Consider the following 15,431-nt stretch of genomic DNA (forward strand, 5'->3'; position numbering starts at 1 on the left):
TAACTCAAGGGTAACCAGAAAGTACGAAGAGCGTTCAGATCCCGAAGAATAAAGGGGCCCCTGAGGCCTGTTCACGCTCGGATGAGCGATCATCGATACATTTGCGTTCAACTCTTGAACACACAAAGGGTGGCACCCAGTGCCACCCTTTGAAAGTCTTACCCGTGACTTACGTGCTCATCTGAGCGAAATCCCTCCCATGCGTGGCGTATATCACGCACCACGGAGGGCGATTTGTCAGCCTCCGGAGGTGTCCAGTTCGGCGTCCTCACTCACGCCCGCGCAGTCGTACGGGTCCTTCAGCCAGCCGTCCGGCAGGACAACTCGGTTGTTTCCGGACGTCCGGCCGCGCGGGCCGTCGGCACTCTCCGGCCACGCCTGATCCAGATCGAGCTCGCTCAGATGAGCGTTCAGCTCGGCCAGCGACGAGGTCACCGCGAGCTTCTTGCGCATCTCGGACCCGACCGAGAAGCCCTTCAGGTACCAGGCGACGTGCTTACGGAAGTCGATCACGCCGCGCGTCTCGTCCCCGATCCACTCCCCCAGCAGCTGGGCGTGCCGGTGCATGGTCTGCGCGACCTCGCGCAGCGCCGGCCGATGGAAGTCCTCGGGTCGCCCCTCGAAGGCCGCCACCAGGTCGTTGAACAGCCACGGCCGCCCCAGGCAGCCGCGGCCCACGACCACGCCGTCGCAACCGGTCTCGCGGACCATGCGCAGCGCGTCCTCGGCGCACCAGATGTCGCCGTTGCCGAGGACCGGTATCTCCGGGACGTGCTCCTTGAGCCGCGCGATGGCGTCCCAGTCGGCGGTGCCGCCGTAGTGCTGCGCGGTGGTCCGCCCGTGCAGGGCGATGGCCGTGACCCCCTCCTCGACGGCGATGCGGCCGGCGTCGAGGTAGGTGAGGTGGTCGTCGTCGATGCCCTTGCGCATCTTCATGGTCACCGGCAGGTCGCCGGCCCCGGCGACGGCCTCGCGCAGGATCGCGCGCAGCAGGTGGCGCTTGTACGGCAGCGCCGAGCCGCCACCCTTCCGGGTGACCTTGGGGACCGGGCAGCCGAAGTTGAGGTCGATGTGGTCGGCGCGGTCCTCTTCGACGATCATGCGGACGGCTTTGCCGACCGTCACCGGGTCGACCCCGTACAGCTGAATCGACCGGGGCTTCTCGGTCTCGTCGAAGTGGATCAGCTGCATGGTCTTCTCGTTGCGCTCGACCAGGGCGCGGGTGGTGATCATCTCGCTCACGAACAGGCCCTTGCCGCCCGAGAACTCCCGGCAGAGGGTGCGGAACGGGGCGTTGGTGATGCCGGCCATGGGTGCGAGCACCACGGGGGGCTGCACGGTGTGCGGGCCGATCGCGAGGGGCGGGGGGAGCGTGGTCATCCGCCCATTGTCCCGCATGCCGAGGGGGTCGTGCGGACGTAGCATCGGCGCATGATCGAGCCGAGTCACCGGCAGCGCAGGATCGTCCTGGCGATCTGCTGCATGAGCCTGCTCATCGTCAGCCTCGACAACACCGTGCTCAACGTCGCCCTCCCGTCGATGCGCCGCGAGCTCGACGCCTCGGTCGCGGGACTGCAGTGGACCATCGACGCGTACACGCTCGTCCTGGCCTCGCTGCTGATGCTCGCGGGCTCCACGGCCGACCGGATCGGCCGCCGCAAGGTGTTCGTCGCCGGTCTGCTCGCCTTCGGTCTCGGCTCGCTGCTGTGCTCCCTCGCCCCGAGCCTCGACTGGCTGATCGTCTTCCGGATGGTGCAGGCGATCGGCGGTGCGATGCTCAACCCGGTCGCGATGTCGATCATCACCAACACCTTCACGGATCCGGCCGAGCGAGCCCGGGCCATCGGGGTGTGGGGCGCGGTCGGTGGCGTCTCCATGGCGGCCGGCCCCCTGATCGGCGGAGTGCTGGTGGACTCCGTGGGCTGGCGCTCGATCTTCCTGATCAACCTGCCGATCGGCCTGGCGGCGCTCGTACTGACCCTGCGCCACATCCCCGAGTCGCGGGCGGCCCGGCCGCGCCGTCCCGACCCGCTGGGCCAGGTGCTGGTGATCGCGCTGCTCGGCAGTCTGACGTACGGAATCATCGAGGCGCCCGCCGCCGGCTGGCGCTCGCCGCTGATCATGGGCTGCGCGGTGGTGGCCGCCGCGTCCTTCGTCGGGCTGCTGGTGCACGAGCCCAGGCGCACGGAGCCGTTGATCGACCTCCGGTTCTTCCGGAGCGCTCCGTTCAGCGGCTCGACGATCATCGCGATCAGTGCCTTCGCGGGGCTGGCCGGCTTCCTCTTCCTCAACACCCTCTACCTGCAGGACGTACGGGGGCTCAGCGCCCTGCACGCCGGGCTGTACATGCTGCCGATGGCCGGGCTGACCGTGCTGTTCGCTCCCCTGGCCGGACGGCTGGTGGGCAGCCGGGGGCCGCGGATCTGCCTGCTGATCGCCGGAGTGGCGATGGCGTCGAGCGGCCTGCTGTTCGCCCTGTTCGAGGCCGAGACGTCCAACCCGCTCCTGTTCACCGGATACGTGCTGTTCGGACTCGGCTTCGGCATGGTGAACGCGCCGATCACCAATACCGCGGTGTCCGGGATGCCGCGGTCCCAGGCGGGTGTCGCGGCCGCCATCGCCTCCACCAGTCGGCAGACGGGCGGCACGCTGGGGGTCGCGATCATCGGCTCGGTCCTGGCGGCCGGACTCGCGGGCGGCGCCGACTTCTCCGGGGCGGCCCAGCCGGCCTGGTGGATCATCACGCTGTGCGGGCTGCTCGTCCTCGTCGTGGGCGCGGCGACCAGCGGGAGCTGGGCACGGGCGACGGCGGAACGCACGGCCCGCACCCTGGAGGGCTCCGCCGAGCCCGCAGCGGCCGTGGGGTCTCCGCGCGGCTGAGGCCCGAGGGCTGCCCCGGCACGGGCGACGCGGGGAGGCGGCCGCCCCGGGCGGACGCGCGCCGCGGTCGAAGTCCTCGTTCGAGGCACCGCCCGGTCCCGAGGGGGCTCGGGGGGCGCGTCCCCTGAGCCTGCGGGCTCGCCGACACGCCGTCCGGGCCTCGTCGAGGGCGGAGGCGGTGTCACGCCCGGGACGCCGCTCCGGTCGGAGTGACGCCCCCGTTCCACCCACCTCGGGCCCGCCTCGCGGCGACGGCCTCTGAGGGGCAAGGGTCGGCGTCCGTTCGGCGGGGCCTTCGCCCGCCAGGTCGTCCGCGACCGGGGCGAGCACGCTCGGGCCGCCCCGGTCAGCGGGCGATCACCGGCGGTCCTCACGCCCACCCGACCCCAACGGGTGACAGATATTGAAATCTGTCATCCGTCATGCCATTCTCGTTCCATGACGAAGAACGAGAGCACCGACACGACCACCGCCCCCGCTTCCCGGCGCCTGGGCACCACCGGCCCGTCCGTCTTCCCCCTCGGGCTGGGCTGCATGGGGATGTCCGCCCTCTACGGAGAGGCCGACCGCGCCGAGTCCATCGCGACCATCCACGCGTACCTGGAAGCCGCCCCCGAAGGCACCGACACGCTGCTCGACACCGGCGACTTCTACGGCATGGGCCACAATGAACTGCTGATCCACGAAGCCCTGCGGACAGCTCCGACCGCGGCCCGCGACCGGGCGCTCACCAGCGTCAAGTTCGGCGCGCTGCGCACGGTCGAAGGCGGCTTCACCGGTTACGACGGCCGCCCCGAGGCCGTCAGGAACTTCCTCGCCTACTCGCTCCAGCGGCTCGGCCGGGACCACATCGACGTCTACCGGATCGCCCGCGTGGACCCGGACGTCCCCATCGAGGAGACCGTCGGAGCCATCGCCGAAGCCGTCCAGGCCGGGCACGTGCGCCACATCGGTCTCTCGGAGGTCGGCGCCGACACCCTGCGGCGAGCCGCGGCCGTGGCCCCGATCTCCGACCTCCAGATCGAGTACTCCCTGGTCTCCCGCGGGATCGAGGCGGAGATCCTCCCGGCCGCGCGCGAGCTCGGCATCGGCATCACGGCATACGGCGTGCTGTCGCGCGGCCTGATCAGCGGCCACTTCACCCGCGACCGCGCCCTGGCCCCCGGCGACTTCCGCGGGATGAGTCCCCGCTTCCAGGGCGAGAACCTCCACCGAAACCTGGACCTTGTCGACGCCTTGCGCAAGGTCGCCGAGGACAAGGGCGTGAGCGTCGCCCAGACCGCCATCGCCTGGGTGCTCTCGCGCGGTGCGGACATAGTGCCGCTGGTCGGGGCCCGGCGCCGGGACCGCCTCGGCGAGGCACTGGGTGCCATGGACGTCACCCTCAGCCCTGCCGACCTGGCCGCCATCGAGGAGGCGGTGCCGGTGGGCGCGGTGGCGGGCGAGAGGTATCCGGCGGCGCAGATGGCCCACCTCGACAGCGAGCACTGAGCTGGCGGTACGGTCGTACCCATGCCACCCGCTGCCGCCGAGCCCCTCACCCCCGAGCGCATCCTCGAGACCACCGAGGAGGTGCTGCGCCGTTTCGGCCCGGCCAAGGCGACCGTGGTGGACGTGGCGCGGGCCCTGGGCGTCAGCCACGGCAGCGTCTACCGGCACTTCCCCTCGAAGGCCGCGCTGCGCGAGGCGGTCACCGACCGCTGGCTCGCCAAGAGTGTCGTCATGCTGGAGGAGATCACCGCGGCTCCGGCCGGGAGCGCACCCTCGAAGCTGGAGGCGTGGCTGGAGGCACTGTTCGAGGCCAAGCGGCACAAGGCGGGCGACGATCCCGAGCTGTTCGCCACGTACACGGTCCTCCTCGCCGAGAACAGCGGGACGGTGGAAGACCATCTGACCCAGCTGATCGGCCAGTTGACCCGGATCATCGCCCAGGGCGTCGCCGACGGTTCGCTCGCGGCCCCCGACGTACCGGCCGCGGCCCGTGCGGTCTTCGACGCGACCGGCCGTTTCCACGACCCGCAGTACGCGGCCGAGTGGTTCTCCCCCACCATCGTCGCGGAGTTCGAAGCGGTCACCGCGCTGGTGATCCGGGGCCTGCGCGCCTGAGGCGGGCCGGGATCATCCCGATCAGGCCGCCTCGCTCGGCTTTGTGATCATTTTGGACACGGCGCGCTTGTTTGAGTGCAGTCAAGATTCATACGGTTCCCCTACCGACCCATCAGGCACTTCCCGGGGGAACCATGTCCACGCAAGAAGTTCAAACGGAGCGGCCCGAGCCTCCGGCACGCAAGGGCGGCGCGGCCGCCCTTGGCTGGATCCTGACCATTGGGCTCAACGTGGTCGCGCCGATCATCACCTACAACCAGCTGCGCGACCACGGCTGGAGCGAGTTCGCAGCGCTCCTGCTCAGCGGCGCGTGGCCCGTGGTCGACAGTGCGATCAGCCTGGCCTGGCGCCGCAAGCTCGACGAGTTCGCCGTCGTCACCCTGGTCTTCCTGGTGATCACGGCGGTGGTCTCGCTGACCGGCGCGCACTCGGCCCGCGCCCTGCTGATCAAGGACTCCGGGGTGACCGGGCTGTTCGGCCTGCTCTGCCTGGCCACCCTGCTCGCGCCCCGGCCCCTGATGTTCTACTTCGGGCGCACGTTCGCCACCGACGGCACTCCCGCGAGCACGGCCTGGTGGAATGGCCTGTGGCAGTACGAGGGCTTCCGTCGGACGATGATCGTGATGACCACCGTCTGGGGCGTGGCCTACCTGTTCGAGGCAGGGGTGCGGATCGCCCTGGCCTATCTCCTGGACACCGACACGATGGTCGTGGTCAGCCCGATCATGATCTACACGGTTCTGGGCTGTCTGGCCGTGTGGACCGCGCTGTACGGCAAGCGTTCACGGGCCGAGGGCGAGAGGCGGGCCGCCGCCGCGGCCCAGGCCGCTGCCGGGGCGTCGGCCGGCACCGGGACCGCCTCGGCCTGACCGCGGCCGGCACGACAACGACCGGTGGCCCGGTGCGCGCTGTGCGCACCGGGCCACCGGTCGTCGTACGGCGCTCGTCAGCAGCCGAGCAGACGGCTGCCCAGGTAGGCCTGGATCTGGTCCAGGGAGACGCGCTCCTGCTTCATGGTGTCGCGCTCGCGCACGGTCACCGCGTTGTCGTCCAGGGTGTCGAAGTCGACGGTGACGCAGAACGGCGTGCCGATCTCGTCCTGGCGGCGGTAGCGGCGGCCGATGGCACCCGCGTCGTCGAACTCGATGTTCCAGAACTTGCGCAGGTCGGCGGCGAGGCCCTTGGCCTTCGGCGACAGCTGCGCGTTGCGGGACAGCGGCAGGACGGCGACCTTGATCGGGGCCAGGCGCGGGTCGAGGCGCATCACGGTGCGCTTTTCCATGACGCCCTTGGCGTTGGGGGCCTCGTCCTCGTTGTAGGCGTCGAGCATGAAGGCGAGCATGGCGCGGTTGACACCGGCCGCCGGCTCGATCACGTACGGGGTGTAGTGCTCACCGGCCTCCTGGTCGAAGAAGCGGAGGTCCTGGCCGGAGGCCGCGGAGTGCGCCTTGAGGTCGTAGTCGGTGCGGTTGGCGACGCCCTCCAGCTCGGAGAACTCGCTGCCGCCGAAGTTGAAGCGGTACTCGATGTCGGCGGTGCGCTTCGAGTAGTGGGACAGCTTCTCCTTCGGGTGCTCGTACCAGCGGATGTTCTCCTCGCGGATGCCGAGGTCGCGGTACCAGTTCCACCGCTCCTGCATCCAGTACTCCTGCCACTGCTCGTCCTCGCCGGGCTTGACGAAGAACTCCATCTCCATCTGCTCGAACTCGCGGGTGCGGAAGATGAAGTTGCCCGGGGTGATCTCGTTGCGGAAGGACTTGCCCATCTGCGCGATGCCGAACGGCGGCTTCTTGCGCGAGGTGACCTGGACCTGGGCGAACTGCGTGAAGATGCCCTGGGCGGTCTCGGGGCGCAGGTACGCCTTGGAGCCGGTGTCCTGGGTCGGGCCGAGGTGGGTCTCCAGCATGCCGGAGAACTGCTTGGGCTCGGTGAACTGGCCCTTCACACCGCAGTTGGGGCAGTTGACGTCGGCCAGGCCGTTGGCGGGGAGGCGGCCGTGCTTGGCCTCGTACGCCTCTTCCAGGTGGTCGGCGCGGTGGCGCTTGTGGCAGGAGGTGCACTCGGTCAGCGGGTCCGAGAAGGTCGCGACGTGGCCGGAGGCCACCCAGACCTCGGGGGCCAGGATCACGGACGAGTCGAGACCGACGACGTCCTCACGCCCGGTGACCATCGCCTTCCACCACTGGCGCTTGATGTTCTCCTTGAGCTCGACACCCAGCGGACCGTAATCCCAGGCGGCCTTGGAGCCGCCGTAGATCTCACTGCACGGGAAAACGAAGCCACGGCGCTTGCTCAGGCTGACGATGGTGTCGATCTTGTCGGCGGCCACGGTGCTCTCTTCATTACGAGGACGAACGGCGAAGCCCTTAGGTTACCGGCGCCCGCACCCCCCCTTTCAAATCGGTTCCCCTTCCCTGCCTGGCCACCCGCCCCATCCCACCCGGGTTTTTGACAATCGTTTCCATCTTTGATGAAAATGGATGTCATGAACGTACGACGCCTCATACCCACCGCCGCCCTCGCCGGCGCCGTCGCCCTCGGCGCCACGGCCCTGACCGCCTGTTCCGGAGCGGGGGCCGCCGGCGGCGAGGACGGCAGGCTCGGCGTGACGGCGTCGTTCTACCCGCTCCAGTTCCTCGCCGAGCAGATCGGCAAGGACCACGTGAAGGTCGACGGCCTGACCAAGCCCGGCGTCGAGCCGCACGACCTGGAGATCACCCCCCGGCAGACCGCGCAGCTCGGCGAGGCCGACGTGGTCCTCTACCTCAAGAACCTGCAGCCCGCCGTCGACAAGGCCGTCGCCCAGTCCGGCGTGAAGAACGTCGTCGACGCCGCCACCCTCACCACGCTGGAGACCCACGGCACCGAGCCGGGCCACGGCGAGGAGGGCCACGCCCACCAGGAGGGCGACGAGCACGCCGAGGACCACGCAGGCGAGCACGAGGGCCACGACCACGGCGGCAGCGGCACCGACCCGCACGTCTGGCTCGACCCGGTCAAGTACGCGGAGATCGCCAAGGGCGTTGGCGCAGCCCTGGAGAAGGCCGACCCCGGCCACGCGGCGGACTACCGGAAGAACACCGACGAACTGGTCGGCAAGCTCGGCGCGCTGGACACCGAGTTCCGGGACGGCCTGAAGAACACGGCCTCCCGCACCTTCATCACCACCCACTCCGCCTTCGGCTACCTCGCCGAGCGCTACGGCCTCGACCAGGAGGGCATCGCCGGCGTCGACCCCGAGTCCGAGCCCAGCCCGGCCCGGATGAAGGATCTTCAGGCCGTCGCGAAGAAGGACAATGTCACCACCGTGTTCTTCGAGACGCTGGCCAGCGACAAGACGGCGAAGACGCTCGCGACGGACACCGGCCTGAAGACCGACGTCCTCGACCCGATCGAGGGCATCACCGAGAAGTCCCAGGGCGCCGACTACTTCGAGGTCATGCGGTCCAACCTGAAGAACCTCCAGAAGGCACTCGGAGCCAAGTGATGACAGCAGCAACGGAGGCACGAGCCATGCAGTCCCCGCTCCGGCCGGCCGACGATCGGCCCGTCATATCCCTGCGCGGGGCCAAGGCCTCGCTCGGCTCGCGCCCCGTGCTGCGCGGAATCGACCTCGCCGTCCACCGCGGCGAGGTCGTCGCCCTGCTCGGCGCCAACGGCTCCGGCAAGTCCACCGCGGTCCGCGCCGTGGTCGGCCAGGTCCCGCTCACCGACGGCTCCCTCAGCCTCTTCGGCACGGACTTCAAGCGCTTCCGCGACTGGTCGCGCATCGGGTACGTCCCGCAGCGCACCACCGCCGCCGGCGGCGTCCCGGCCACCGTGCGCGAGGTCGTCTCCTCCGGCCGGCTCGCCCGCACCCGCTTCGGCCTCCTGCGCAAGGCCGACCGGGCCGCCATCGAGCACGCCCTGGCCCTGGTCGGCATGGACGCGCACGCCGACGTCTCGGTGGACGCCCTCTCCGGCGGCCAGCACCAGCGCGTCCTCATAGCCCGGGCACTCGCCGTCGAACCCGAACTGTTGATCATGGACGAGCCGATGGCCGGCGTGGACCTCGCCAACCAGGAGGTCCTGGCGAACGCGCTGCGTGCCCAGGTCGCGGCGGGGTCCACCGTCCTGCTGGTCCTGCACGAGCTGGGCCCGCTGGAGCCCCTGATCGACCGCGCCGTCGTCCTGCGCGACGGCTGCGTCGTGCACGACGGCCCGCCGCCGGAGGCCGTGGGCCAGCACGCCCTGCCCGGCCACGACCACGTACACCCCCACGCGGCGCACGACGCCGAGCCCCTGCGGACGGGACTGCTGAGCTGATGGACATCCTCGACTACGCCTTCATGCAGCGAGCGCTGATCGCGGCCGCCCTGGTCGGCATCACGGCCCCCGCCATCGGCACGTACCTCGTCCAGCGCCGCCAGGCGCTCATGGGCGACGGCCTCGGCCACGTCGCCATGACCGGTGTCGCTCTCGGCTTCGTGCTCCAGACCAGCCCGGTCTGGATGGCCACCCTCGTCGCCGTCGTCGGCGCCGTCGGCATGGAGCTGATCCGCGCCCGCGGCAGGACCAGCGGGGACGTCGCCCTCGCCATGCTCTTCTACGGCGGCCTCGCCGGCGGCATCATGATCATCAATCTCGGCGGCGGCCAGACGGCCAGCCTCCTGGGCTCCATGTTCGGCTCGATCACCACGGTCGCCGCCGAGGACGTGACCGCGATGGCGCTCCTCGCCGCCTTCGTCCTCGCCGTCGCCATCGGCCTGCGCAGGCAACTCTTCGCCGTCTGTCAGGACGAGGAGTTCGCCCGGGTCACCGGGCTGCCCGTGCGCGCCCTGAACCTGCTGATCGCGGTCACCGCCGCGGTCACCGTCACCGTCGCCATGCGCATCGTCGGCCTGCTGCTGGTCAGCGCGATGCTCGTGATCCCGGTCGCCGCCGCCCAGCGGCTGACGCGCAGCTTCGCCACCACGCTGGGACTGGCCATGGCCATCAGCGTGACCGTCTCCCTGACCGGCACCGCAGCCACCTACTACATCAACGTGCCCTCGGGCGCGACGATCGTGCTGCTCGCGATCGGCGTCTTCATGGTGCTGACCGCCCTCTCCGCTCCGCTCGCCCGCCGGCGGGCCAGAGCCGCACTGGCGGCCGAAGAGGTCTGCACGCGCGACGATGTGAAGGTCTAGCGGGCTGGCACAATGGCCGCAGGCCTACACGAGGAGGAACCGGTGGCGACTGCGCCTGGCGAGACGAATACCGCGCCAGTACGAGGACGATCCACCCGCCAGCGGGCCGCAGTGGCGGCGGCGCTGGACGAGGTGGACGAGTTCCGCAGCGCCCAGGAACTCCACGACATGCTCAAGCACCGTGGCGACTCCGTGGGCCTGACCACCGTCTACCGCACTCTGCAGTCCTTGGCGGACGCAGGCGAGGTCGACGTCCTGCGCACCAGCGACGGCGAGTCCGTCTACCGCCGCTGCTCCACCGGTGATCACCATCACCACCTCGTCTGCCGCAAGTGCGGCAAGGCCGTCGAGGTGGAGGGCCCGGCGGTGGAGAAGTGGGCGGAGTCCATCGCCGCCGAACACGGCTACGTGAACGTCGCCCACACGGTGGAGATCTTCGGCACCTGCGCCGACTGCGCCAAGGCCTGAGCTCCGGCGCCAGCGGCCAGGACGCTGCCGGCCCGGACCCGCGGCCGGCAGCCGGTACCGCCGACCCGGCGGACCCCGCCGCCACGCCGAAGCCGTTCCTCGATCCCGATACGGCGGATCCCCGCCCGTGGTGTCCGCGAGCGGGGATCCGGGGCGCAGGGTGTCAGGAGGCCGTGCCCGGGCCGTCGGGCTGGTTGGGCACGGCGCCGCCGAAGCGGCGGTCGCGCTGGGCGTACTCCAGGCACGCCGCCCAGAGGTTGCGCCGGTCGAAGTCCGGCCACAGCACGTCCTGGAACACCATCTCGGCGTAAGCGCTCTGCCAGATCAGGTAGTTGGAGGTGCGCTGTTCGCCACTCGGACGCAGGAACAGGTCCACGTCCGGCATGTCCGGGTAGTAGATGTACTTGGCGAAGGTCTTCTCGTTGACCTTCGCCGGGTCCAGCTTGCCGGCCGCCACGTCACGCGCGATGGCCTGCGCGGCGTCGGCGATCTCCGCGCGGCCGCCGTAGTTCACGCAGAAGTACAGGGTCATGGCGTCGTTGTCGACGGTCTGCTCCTGCGCGACCTGGAGCTCCTGGACGACCGACTTCCACATCTTCGGCATACGGCCCACCCAGCGGATGCGGATGCCCAGCTCGTTCATCTCGTCGCGGCGACGGCGGATGACGTCGCGGTTGAAGTTCATCAGGAAGCGGACCTCGTCGGGCGAGCGCTTCCAGTTCTCCGTCGAGAAGGCGTACAGGGAGAGGTTCTTGACGCCCATCTCCAGGCAGCCCTTGAGCACGTCGAGCACGACGCCCTCACCGACCTTGTGCCCCTCGGTGCGGGGCAGGCCGCGCTCCTTGGCCCAGCGGCCATTGCCGTCCATGACGACCGCGACGTGGTTCGGGATCAGCTCGCCGGGGATCTTCGGCGGGACCGCACCGGAGGGGTGCGGCTCGGGAACCTTGTACTCCCGGCGAGAGCGTCCCAGAATCCCGCGTCGTGCCATGTGCCCAGCTCCTATTTCTCGACGTATCGCAGGGAGCGTAGCCCGCGCTCCAGATGCCAGTGCAAATAGGCGGAGACCAGCCCACTACCCTCCCGCACGTGACGCGCCTCACACGCGTCGGCATGCCCCCAGTCGCCCGTCAGCAGGGCGCTGAGCAGGGCGATGGCCTCCGACGAGGGTACGACGCTTCCTGGCACCCGGCAGTCCCCACAGACGACCCCGCCGGCCGCGACGGAGAAGTGCCGGTTGGGGCCGTGGATCCCGCACTTCGCGCAGTCCTCGAAACTGGGCGCGTAGCCGTTGACGGCGAGCGAGCGCAGCAGGAAGGCGTCCAGGACGAGGTTCGGTTCGTGTTCGCCGCGCGAGAGCGTGCGCAGGGCCCCCACCAGCAGCAGGTACTGCTGCACCGAGGGCTCGCCCTCGTTCTCGGTGAACCGCTCGGCGGTCTCCAGCATGGCGGTGCCGGCGGTGTAGCGGGCGTAGTCGGTGACGATGCCGTTGCCGTACGGGGCGATGATCTCGGTCTGGGTGCAGAGCGGGAGGCTGCGGCCGACCAGTTCACTGCCCCGGGCGAAGAACTGCACGTCGGCATGGGAGAAAGGTTCCAGCCGGGCGCCGAACTTGGACTTCGTGCGGCGCACCCCGCGGGCCACGGCCCGCACCCTTCCGTGCCCCCGGGTCAGCAGCGTGATGATGCGGTCCGCCTCACCCAGCTTCTGGGTGCGCAGCACGATGCCGTCGTCGCGGAACAGACTCATGCGCCCATTGTCCCGTACGGGGACCGGGCGGCGGGGCCCGGCACAGCGCCGACCCCTCGCCCGGACCGGGGTCCGGGCGAGGGGTCGGCACCCCTTGGGAGGGTCAGGGAGCGGACGGGGACGGCGAGGGGTCGGCGTCGTCCGCCTTCTCGGCCGCGGCGGCTGCGGCTGCCGGGGCCGCCGGGGCTGCCGGGGCGGCGGCCTGGGCCGGCACCGCCGCGGGAACGTCGGCGGGGACATCGGCGGGGACCTTGGCGGCAACCTCGTCGGCCGCGGCGCCGGTGCCGGGCGCCGTGTCGGCCGCGGCCTCGGCGAGGGCCACGGCCCCGGCGGCCGGGACGTCGTGGGCGTTGTCCTTCGCCAGGCCGTTGAAGACGAGGTTGAGCACGATCGCGGCCGTGGCGCCGAGCGTGACACCGCTGTTGAGCAGCGAGGAGAGGTCCGCGTCCATGTGCTGGGTGAAGAAGACCGGCACGGTCGCGGGGAGCAGGGCGAAGGCGAGGGAGACGCCCACGATCAGCGCGTTCTTCTCCTCCTTGAGGTCCACCTTGGCCAGCGTCTGAATGCCGGCCAAGGCGACCATGGCGAACATGACGGTCGCGGCGCCGCCGAGGACGCCGTGCGGGACGGAGGCCACGATCGCGGCGGCCTTGGGCAGCAGACCCAGGATGATCATGAAGACACCGGCGGCGACGACCACGAACCGACTCTTCACCTTGGTCATCCGCACCAGGCCGACGTTCTCGGCGAAGGCGACGTACGGGAAGGAGTTGAGGACACCACCGAGGGCGGTGGCGGCGCCGTCGGCGCGCAGGGCGCGGGCCACGGTCTCGCTGTCGACCTCCTTGCCGACGATGTCGCCGACGGCGTAGGTGTCGCCGGTCGTCTCGACCATGGTGATCAGCATGACGATGAGCATCAGGACGATCGGGAACCACTCGAACTTCGGGACACCGAAGTGGAAGGGGGTGGTGACACCGATCCAGTCGGACGTGCCCACGTCGCCGAACTTCGCGTCGCCCAGGAGGAAGGCGACGCCGGTGCCGGCCACCAGGCCGAGCAGGATCGCGATGCTGGAGAGGAACGGCCTGCCGAGCTTCATCAGGATCAGGATGAAGAGCATCGTGCCGCCGGCGTAGGCGAAGTTCTTCGGCTCGCCGAAGTCCGGGCTGCCGAGACCGCCGGCCGCGTCGTTGAGGCCGACCGGGATCAGGACGATGCCCAGAACGGTGATCACCGTTCCGGTGACGACGGGCGGGAAGAGCCGCATGACCATGCGGAACGCCTTGGCGGGCAGCCAGGCGAAGGCGAAGGTCGCGATACCGGCGGTGATGACCGCGCCGTAGATGACCAGCAGGGCGGCCGTTCCACCGCCCGCACCGAGGCCGATGGCGATCATCGGGGACACGGCGGTGAAGGTAACGCCCTGGATCAGCGGCAGCCGCGCGCCGATCCGGCCGATGCCCCAGGCCTGGATGATCGACGCGATGCCACAGGTGAAGAGGTCCGCGTTGATCAGGTAGACCAGCTGTTCAGGGCTCAGCTTGAGCGCGCTGCCCACGATGATCGGGACGATCACCGCGCCGGCGTAGAAGGCGAGTACATGCTGGAAGCCGTACAGCGCGAGCTTGGGGACGGGGAGCACCTCGTCGACCGGGTGCGTGCTCTGCTTTCCTTCGGTGGAAAGCCGGGCGGCGACACGTGCCATCTCAGCCTTGCCCTTCAAGGTAGGTAAGTGAGAGGAGATCTGGTTATCCCTGGGCGAAGTGGGTCGTTAACCCGTTGGTTCGCCAGGGTTTTCAGTACGTTCACGTGGGTCGAAGTCCCGCTGTGCGGGGCGGCGGCTTCTCGGCGTGTGACCGGAATTGAACGCCTGTGGGTGGCCTCACAGATATCGTCGACTTCTACAAACTGTTGACCCTCATCGCCTCCAGATCTGTAGATTTCTCCAGTGGTGGAGGAGTGACCGCAGGGGTATGAGCCAAGCCTCCCGGGTGACACCTTCTCCCTTACGCGACCGCGAAGCCCACCGGCATTGAGCTGCCACAACACGCTTCACAAGTCTTCGCGTAAGCAAAAAAGAAGGGCCCGTCCCGCCACCCTCACGGGCGGCCCGAACGGGCCCGGAGCTGTTGGCTCCGCTGTTCACAACGTGTTCACCAGGCGAGATTTCGCCCCTCGTGAGGCCGGATCGTTACGTCGGCCCCGGGCGTTCCGGACGGCTCCGCGGCGGTGGAGGCTCCGCTCAGGGCGCGCGCACCGCCGACAGCAGCCGCGCCACCTCGTCGGCGCCGATCCGCAGTGCCGATCCGACGGTGGCAAGCACCTCGCGCTCGGCCGGGATGTACGGGCCGTCGGCGAGGGCGATCCGGGCGCCCTGGAGCAGGATCGACTCGCGGCCCGGACCGGCCAGGTGCGGGGCGAGCGGCTCCAGTGCCTCGTGGAGCTCTATCGACAGCGCGGCCCCGCAGCACTCCGGGATGTCGTACAGCCCGAGTCGACCCTCGTCCGAGGACAGCGCCTCCACGAGGGACTCCAGCTGTTCCTCGGTGCAGTCCTGGAAGCCGGCGGCCCGTACGGCGCACACGGCGGCCTCCAGCGCGCTCCGCGAGGCCGTCCCTCCCGCCGTGAGCACCGCCAGCGCCACGGTGTGCACGGCGTCCCGCAGGAGGGCCGTGAACCGGGTGGTGGTGAGGTGGTCGAGGACCTCGGTGCCGAAGCGCTCGCGGCAGCCGTGGCACTCGACGACGGGCCCCGCCTGCCCGCGCGGCAGCAGTGGCACCCCGAGGACGGTGAACCGGCGGCGGCCGGTGCGCTTGCGGTAGTTGCGGTCCCCACCGCAGTCCGGGCAGAAGAACTCCCCGTCCCCCACGGTGCTCCAGGTGGTACGGATGCCCCAGACCGTTAGCTTCCGGCCGTCCCCACCCCGAACTGGCAGCACGTCGCACCTCCGTGGTCGTCCGGCAGCATCGCCGGGTTGGCGTGATGTTAGCCACATCGGTGAGGATGCGTCAGTCGTGCGACAAGACAACATGTGCCGCGCGCGGGACTTGGCCGGTC

At 70.0% G+C, this 15,431-nt stretch carries 14 protein-coding genes; 8 read left to right on the plus strand and 6 right to left on the minus strand.

Annotated features, from left to right (window positions below):
* Positions 1-237 precede the first annotated feature (237 nt).
* Positions 238-1,380: a tRNA dihydrouridine synthase DusB gene (gene dusB, locus R4Z63_RS10215; RefSeq protein ID WP_037923881.1), complete on the minus strand. Its 1,143-nt coding sequence runs from the start codon at positions 1,378-1,380 to the stop codon at positions 238-240.
* Positions 1,381-1,431: 51 nt separating this feature from the next.
* Here dusB and R4Z63_RS10220 point away from each other — a divergent pair, with 51 nt between their 5' ends.
* The 4 genes from R4Z63_RS10220 (at position 1,432) to R4Z63_RS10235 (ending at position 5,855) form a co-directional block, all read left to right on the plus strand.
* Positions 1,432-2,880, plus strand: coding sequence for an MFS transporter (locus tag R4Z63_RS10220; RefSeq protein WP_384456400.1), 1,449 nt, complete (start codon positions 1,432-1,434; stop codon positions 2,878-2,880).
* Positions 2,881-3,318: 438 nt separating this feature from the next.
* Positions 3,319-4,371, plus strand: a complete 1,053-nt coding sequence (locus R4Z63_RS10225) for an aldo/keto reductase (protein WP_052030877.1) — start codon at positions 3,319-3,321, stop codon at positions 4,369-4,371.
* A gap of 21 nt (positions 4,372-4,392) precedes the next feature.
* Positions 4,393-4,986: a TetR/AcrR family transcriptional regulator gene (locus R4Z63_RS10230; protein ID WP_037923876.1), complete on the plus strand. Its 594-nt coding sequence runs from the start codon at positions 4,393-4,395 to the stop codon at positions 4,984-4,986.
* Between the two features lie 134 nt (positions 4,987-5,120).
* Positions 5,121-5,855, plus strand: coding sequence for a VC0807 family protein (locus R4Z63_RS10235; RefSeq protein ID WP_037923875.1), 735 nt, complete (start codon positions 5,121-5,123; stop codon positions 5,853-5,855).
* A 77-nt stretch (positions 5,856-5,932) separates the two neighbouring features.
* On the opposite strand, the gene R4Z63_RS10240 is transcribed toward R4Z63_RS10235, so the two are convergent.
* Positions 5,933-7,315, minus strand: a complete 1,383-nt coding sequence (locus tag R4Z63_RS10240) for a glycine--tRNA ligase (RefSeq protein WP_384451108.1) — start codon at positions 7,313-7,315, stop codon at positions 5,933-5,935.
* Positions 7,316-7,471: 156 nt separating this feature from the next.
* Between R4Z63_RS10240 and R4Z63_RS10245 the strand changes: the two genes are divergently transcribed.
* From R4Z63_RS10245 to R4Z63_RS10260, 4 genes are read left to right on the plus strand one after another with little or no spacing between them, the layout of a single operon-like run.
* Entirely contained in the window at positions 7,472-8,473 is a 1,002-nt protein-coding gene (locus R4Z63_RS10245; protein ID WP_037923871.1) for a metal ABC transporter substrate-binding protein, read from the plus strand.
* Positions 8,473-9,291, plus strand: a complete 819-nt coding sequence (locus tag R4Z63_RS10250; RefSeq protein ID WP_370466537.1) for a metal ABC transporter ATP-binding protein — start codon at positions 8,473-8,475, stop codon at positions 9,289-9,291. Before R4Z63_RS10245 ends, R4Z63_RS10250 begins: the two co-directional genes overlap by 1 nt.
* On the plus strand, positions 9,291-10,154 hold the full coding sequence (locus tag R4Z63_RS10255) for a metal ABC transporter permease (protein WP_384451103.1): 864 nt from the start codon (positions 9,291-9,293) through the stop codon (positions 10,152-10,154). Before R4Z63_RS10250 ends, R4Z63_RS10255 begins: the two co-directional genes overlap by 1 nt.
* 42 nt (positions 10,155-10,196) lie before the next feature.
* Entirely contained in the window at positions 10,197-10,622 is a 426-nt protein-coding gene (locus R4Z63_RS10260) for a Fur family transcriptional regulator (protein ID WP_037923863.1), read from the plus strand.
* A gap of 163 nt (positions 10,623-10,785) precedes the next feature.
* On the opposite strand, the gene R4Z63_RS10265 is transcribed toward R4Z63_RS10260, so the two are convergent.
* From R4Z63_RS10265 to R4Z63_RS10280, 4 genes are all read right to left on the minus strand, one after another.
* Positions 10,786-11,613 carry an isoprenyl transferase gene (locus R4Z63_RS10265; RefSeq protein WP_037923860.1) on the minus strand — a complete coding sequence of 276 codons (828 nt, stop codon included), beginning with the start codon at positions 11,611-11,613 and terminating at the stop codon, positions 10,786-10,788.
* Between the two features lie 11 nt (positions 11,614-11,624).
* Positions 11,625-12,371, minus strand: a complete 747-nt coding sequence (gene recO / locus R4Z63_RS10270) for a DNA repair protein RecO (RefSeq protein ID WP_037923857.1) — start codon at positions 12,369-12,371, stop codon at positions 11,625-11,627.
* Between the two features lie 103 nt (positions 12,372-12,474).
* Complete coding sequence (locus tag R4Z63_RS10275; protein ID WP_384451098.1) at positions 12,475-14,079, minus strand: nucleobase:cation symporter-2 family protein; 1,605 nt, start codon at positions 14,077-14,079, stop codon at positions 12,475-12,477.
* A gap of 537 nt (positions 14,080-14,616) precedes the next feature.
* Complete coding sequence (locus R4Z63_RS10280; RefSeq protein WP_037923852.1) at positions 14,617-15,312, minus strand: TerB family tellurite resistance protein; 696 nt, start codon at positions 15,310-15,312, stop codon at positions 14,617-14,619.
* Between the last annotated feature and the right edge of the window lie 119 nt (positions 15,313-15,431).

This window comes from Streptomyces sp. PL-29 (assembly GCF_058344425.1).

Coding starts and splice junctions, on each gene's coding strand:
- R4Z63_RS10230 (WP_037923876.1), top strand. CDS start 4,393: ATGCCACCCGCTGCCGCCGAGCCCCTCACCCCCGAGCGCATCCTCGAG.
- R4Z63_RS10275 (WP_384451098.1), bottom strand. CDS start 14,079: ATGGCACGTGTCGCCGCCCGGCTTTCCACCGAAGGAAAGCAGAGCACG.
- R4Z63_RS10235 (WP_037923875.1), top strand. CDS start 5,121: ATGTCCACGCAAGAAGTTCAAACGGAGCGGCCCGAGCCTCCGGCACGC.
- recO (WP_037923857.1), bottom strand. CDS start 12,371: ATGAGTCTGTTCCGCGACGACGGCATCGTGCTGCGCACCCAGAAGCTG.
- dusB (WP_037923881.1), bottom strand. CDS start 1,380: ATGACCACGCTCCCCCCGCCCCTCGCGATCGGCCCGCACACCGTGCAG.
- R4Z63_RS10255 (WP_384451103.1), top strand. CDS start 9,291: ATGGACATCCTCGACTACGCCTTCATGCAGCGAGCGCTGATCGCGGCC.
- R4Z63_RS10225 (WP_052030877.1), top strand. CDS start 3,319: ATGACGAAGAACGAGAGCACCGACACGACCACCGCCCCCGCTTCCCGG.
- R4Z63_RS10250 (WP_370466537.1), top strand. CDS start 8,473: ATGACAGCAGCAACGGAGGCACGAGCCATGCAGTCCCCGCTCCGGCCG.
- R4Z63_RS10265 (WP_037923860.1), bottom strand. CDS start 11,613: ATGGCACGACGCGGGATTCTGGGACGCTCTCGCCGGGAGTACAAGGTT.
- R4Z63_RS10220 (WP_384456400.1), top strand. CDS start 1,432: ATGATCGAGCCGAGTCACCGGCAGCGCAGGATCGTCCTGGCGATCTGC.
- R4Z63_RS10245 (WP_037923871.1), top strand. CDS start 7,472: ATGAACGTACGACGCCTCATACCCACCGCCGCCCTCGCCGGCGCCGTC.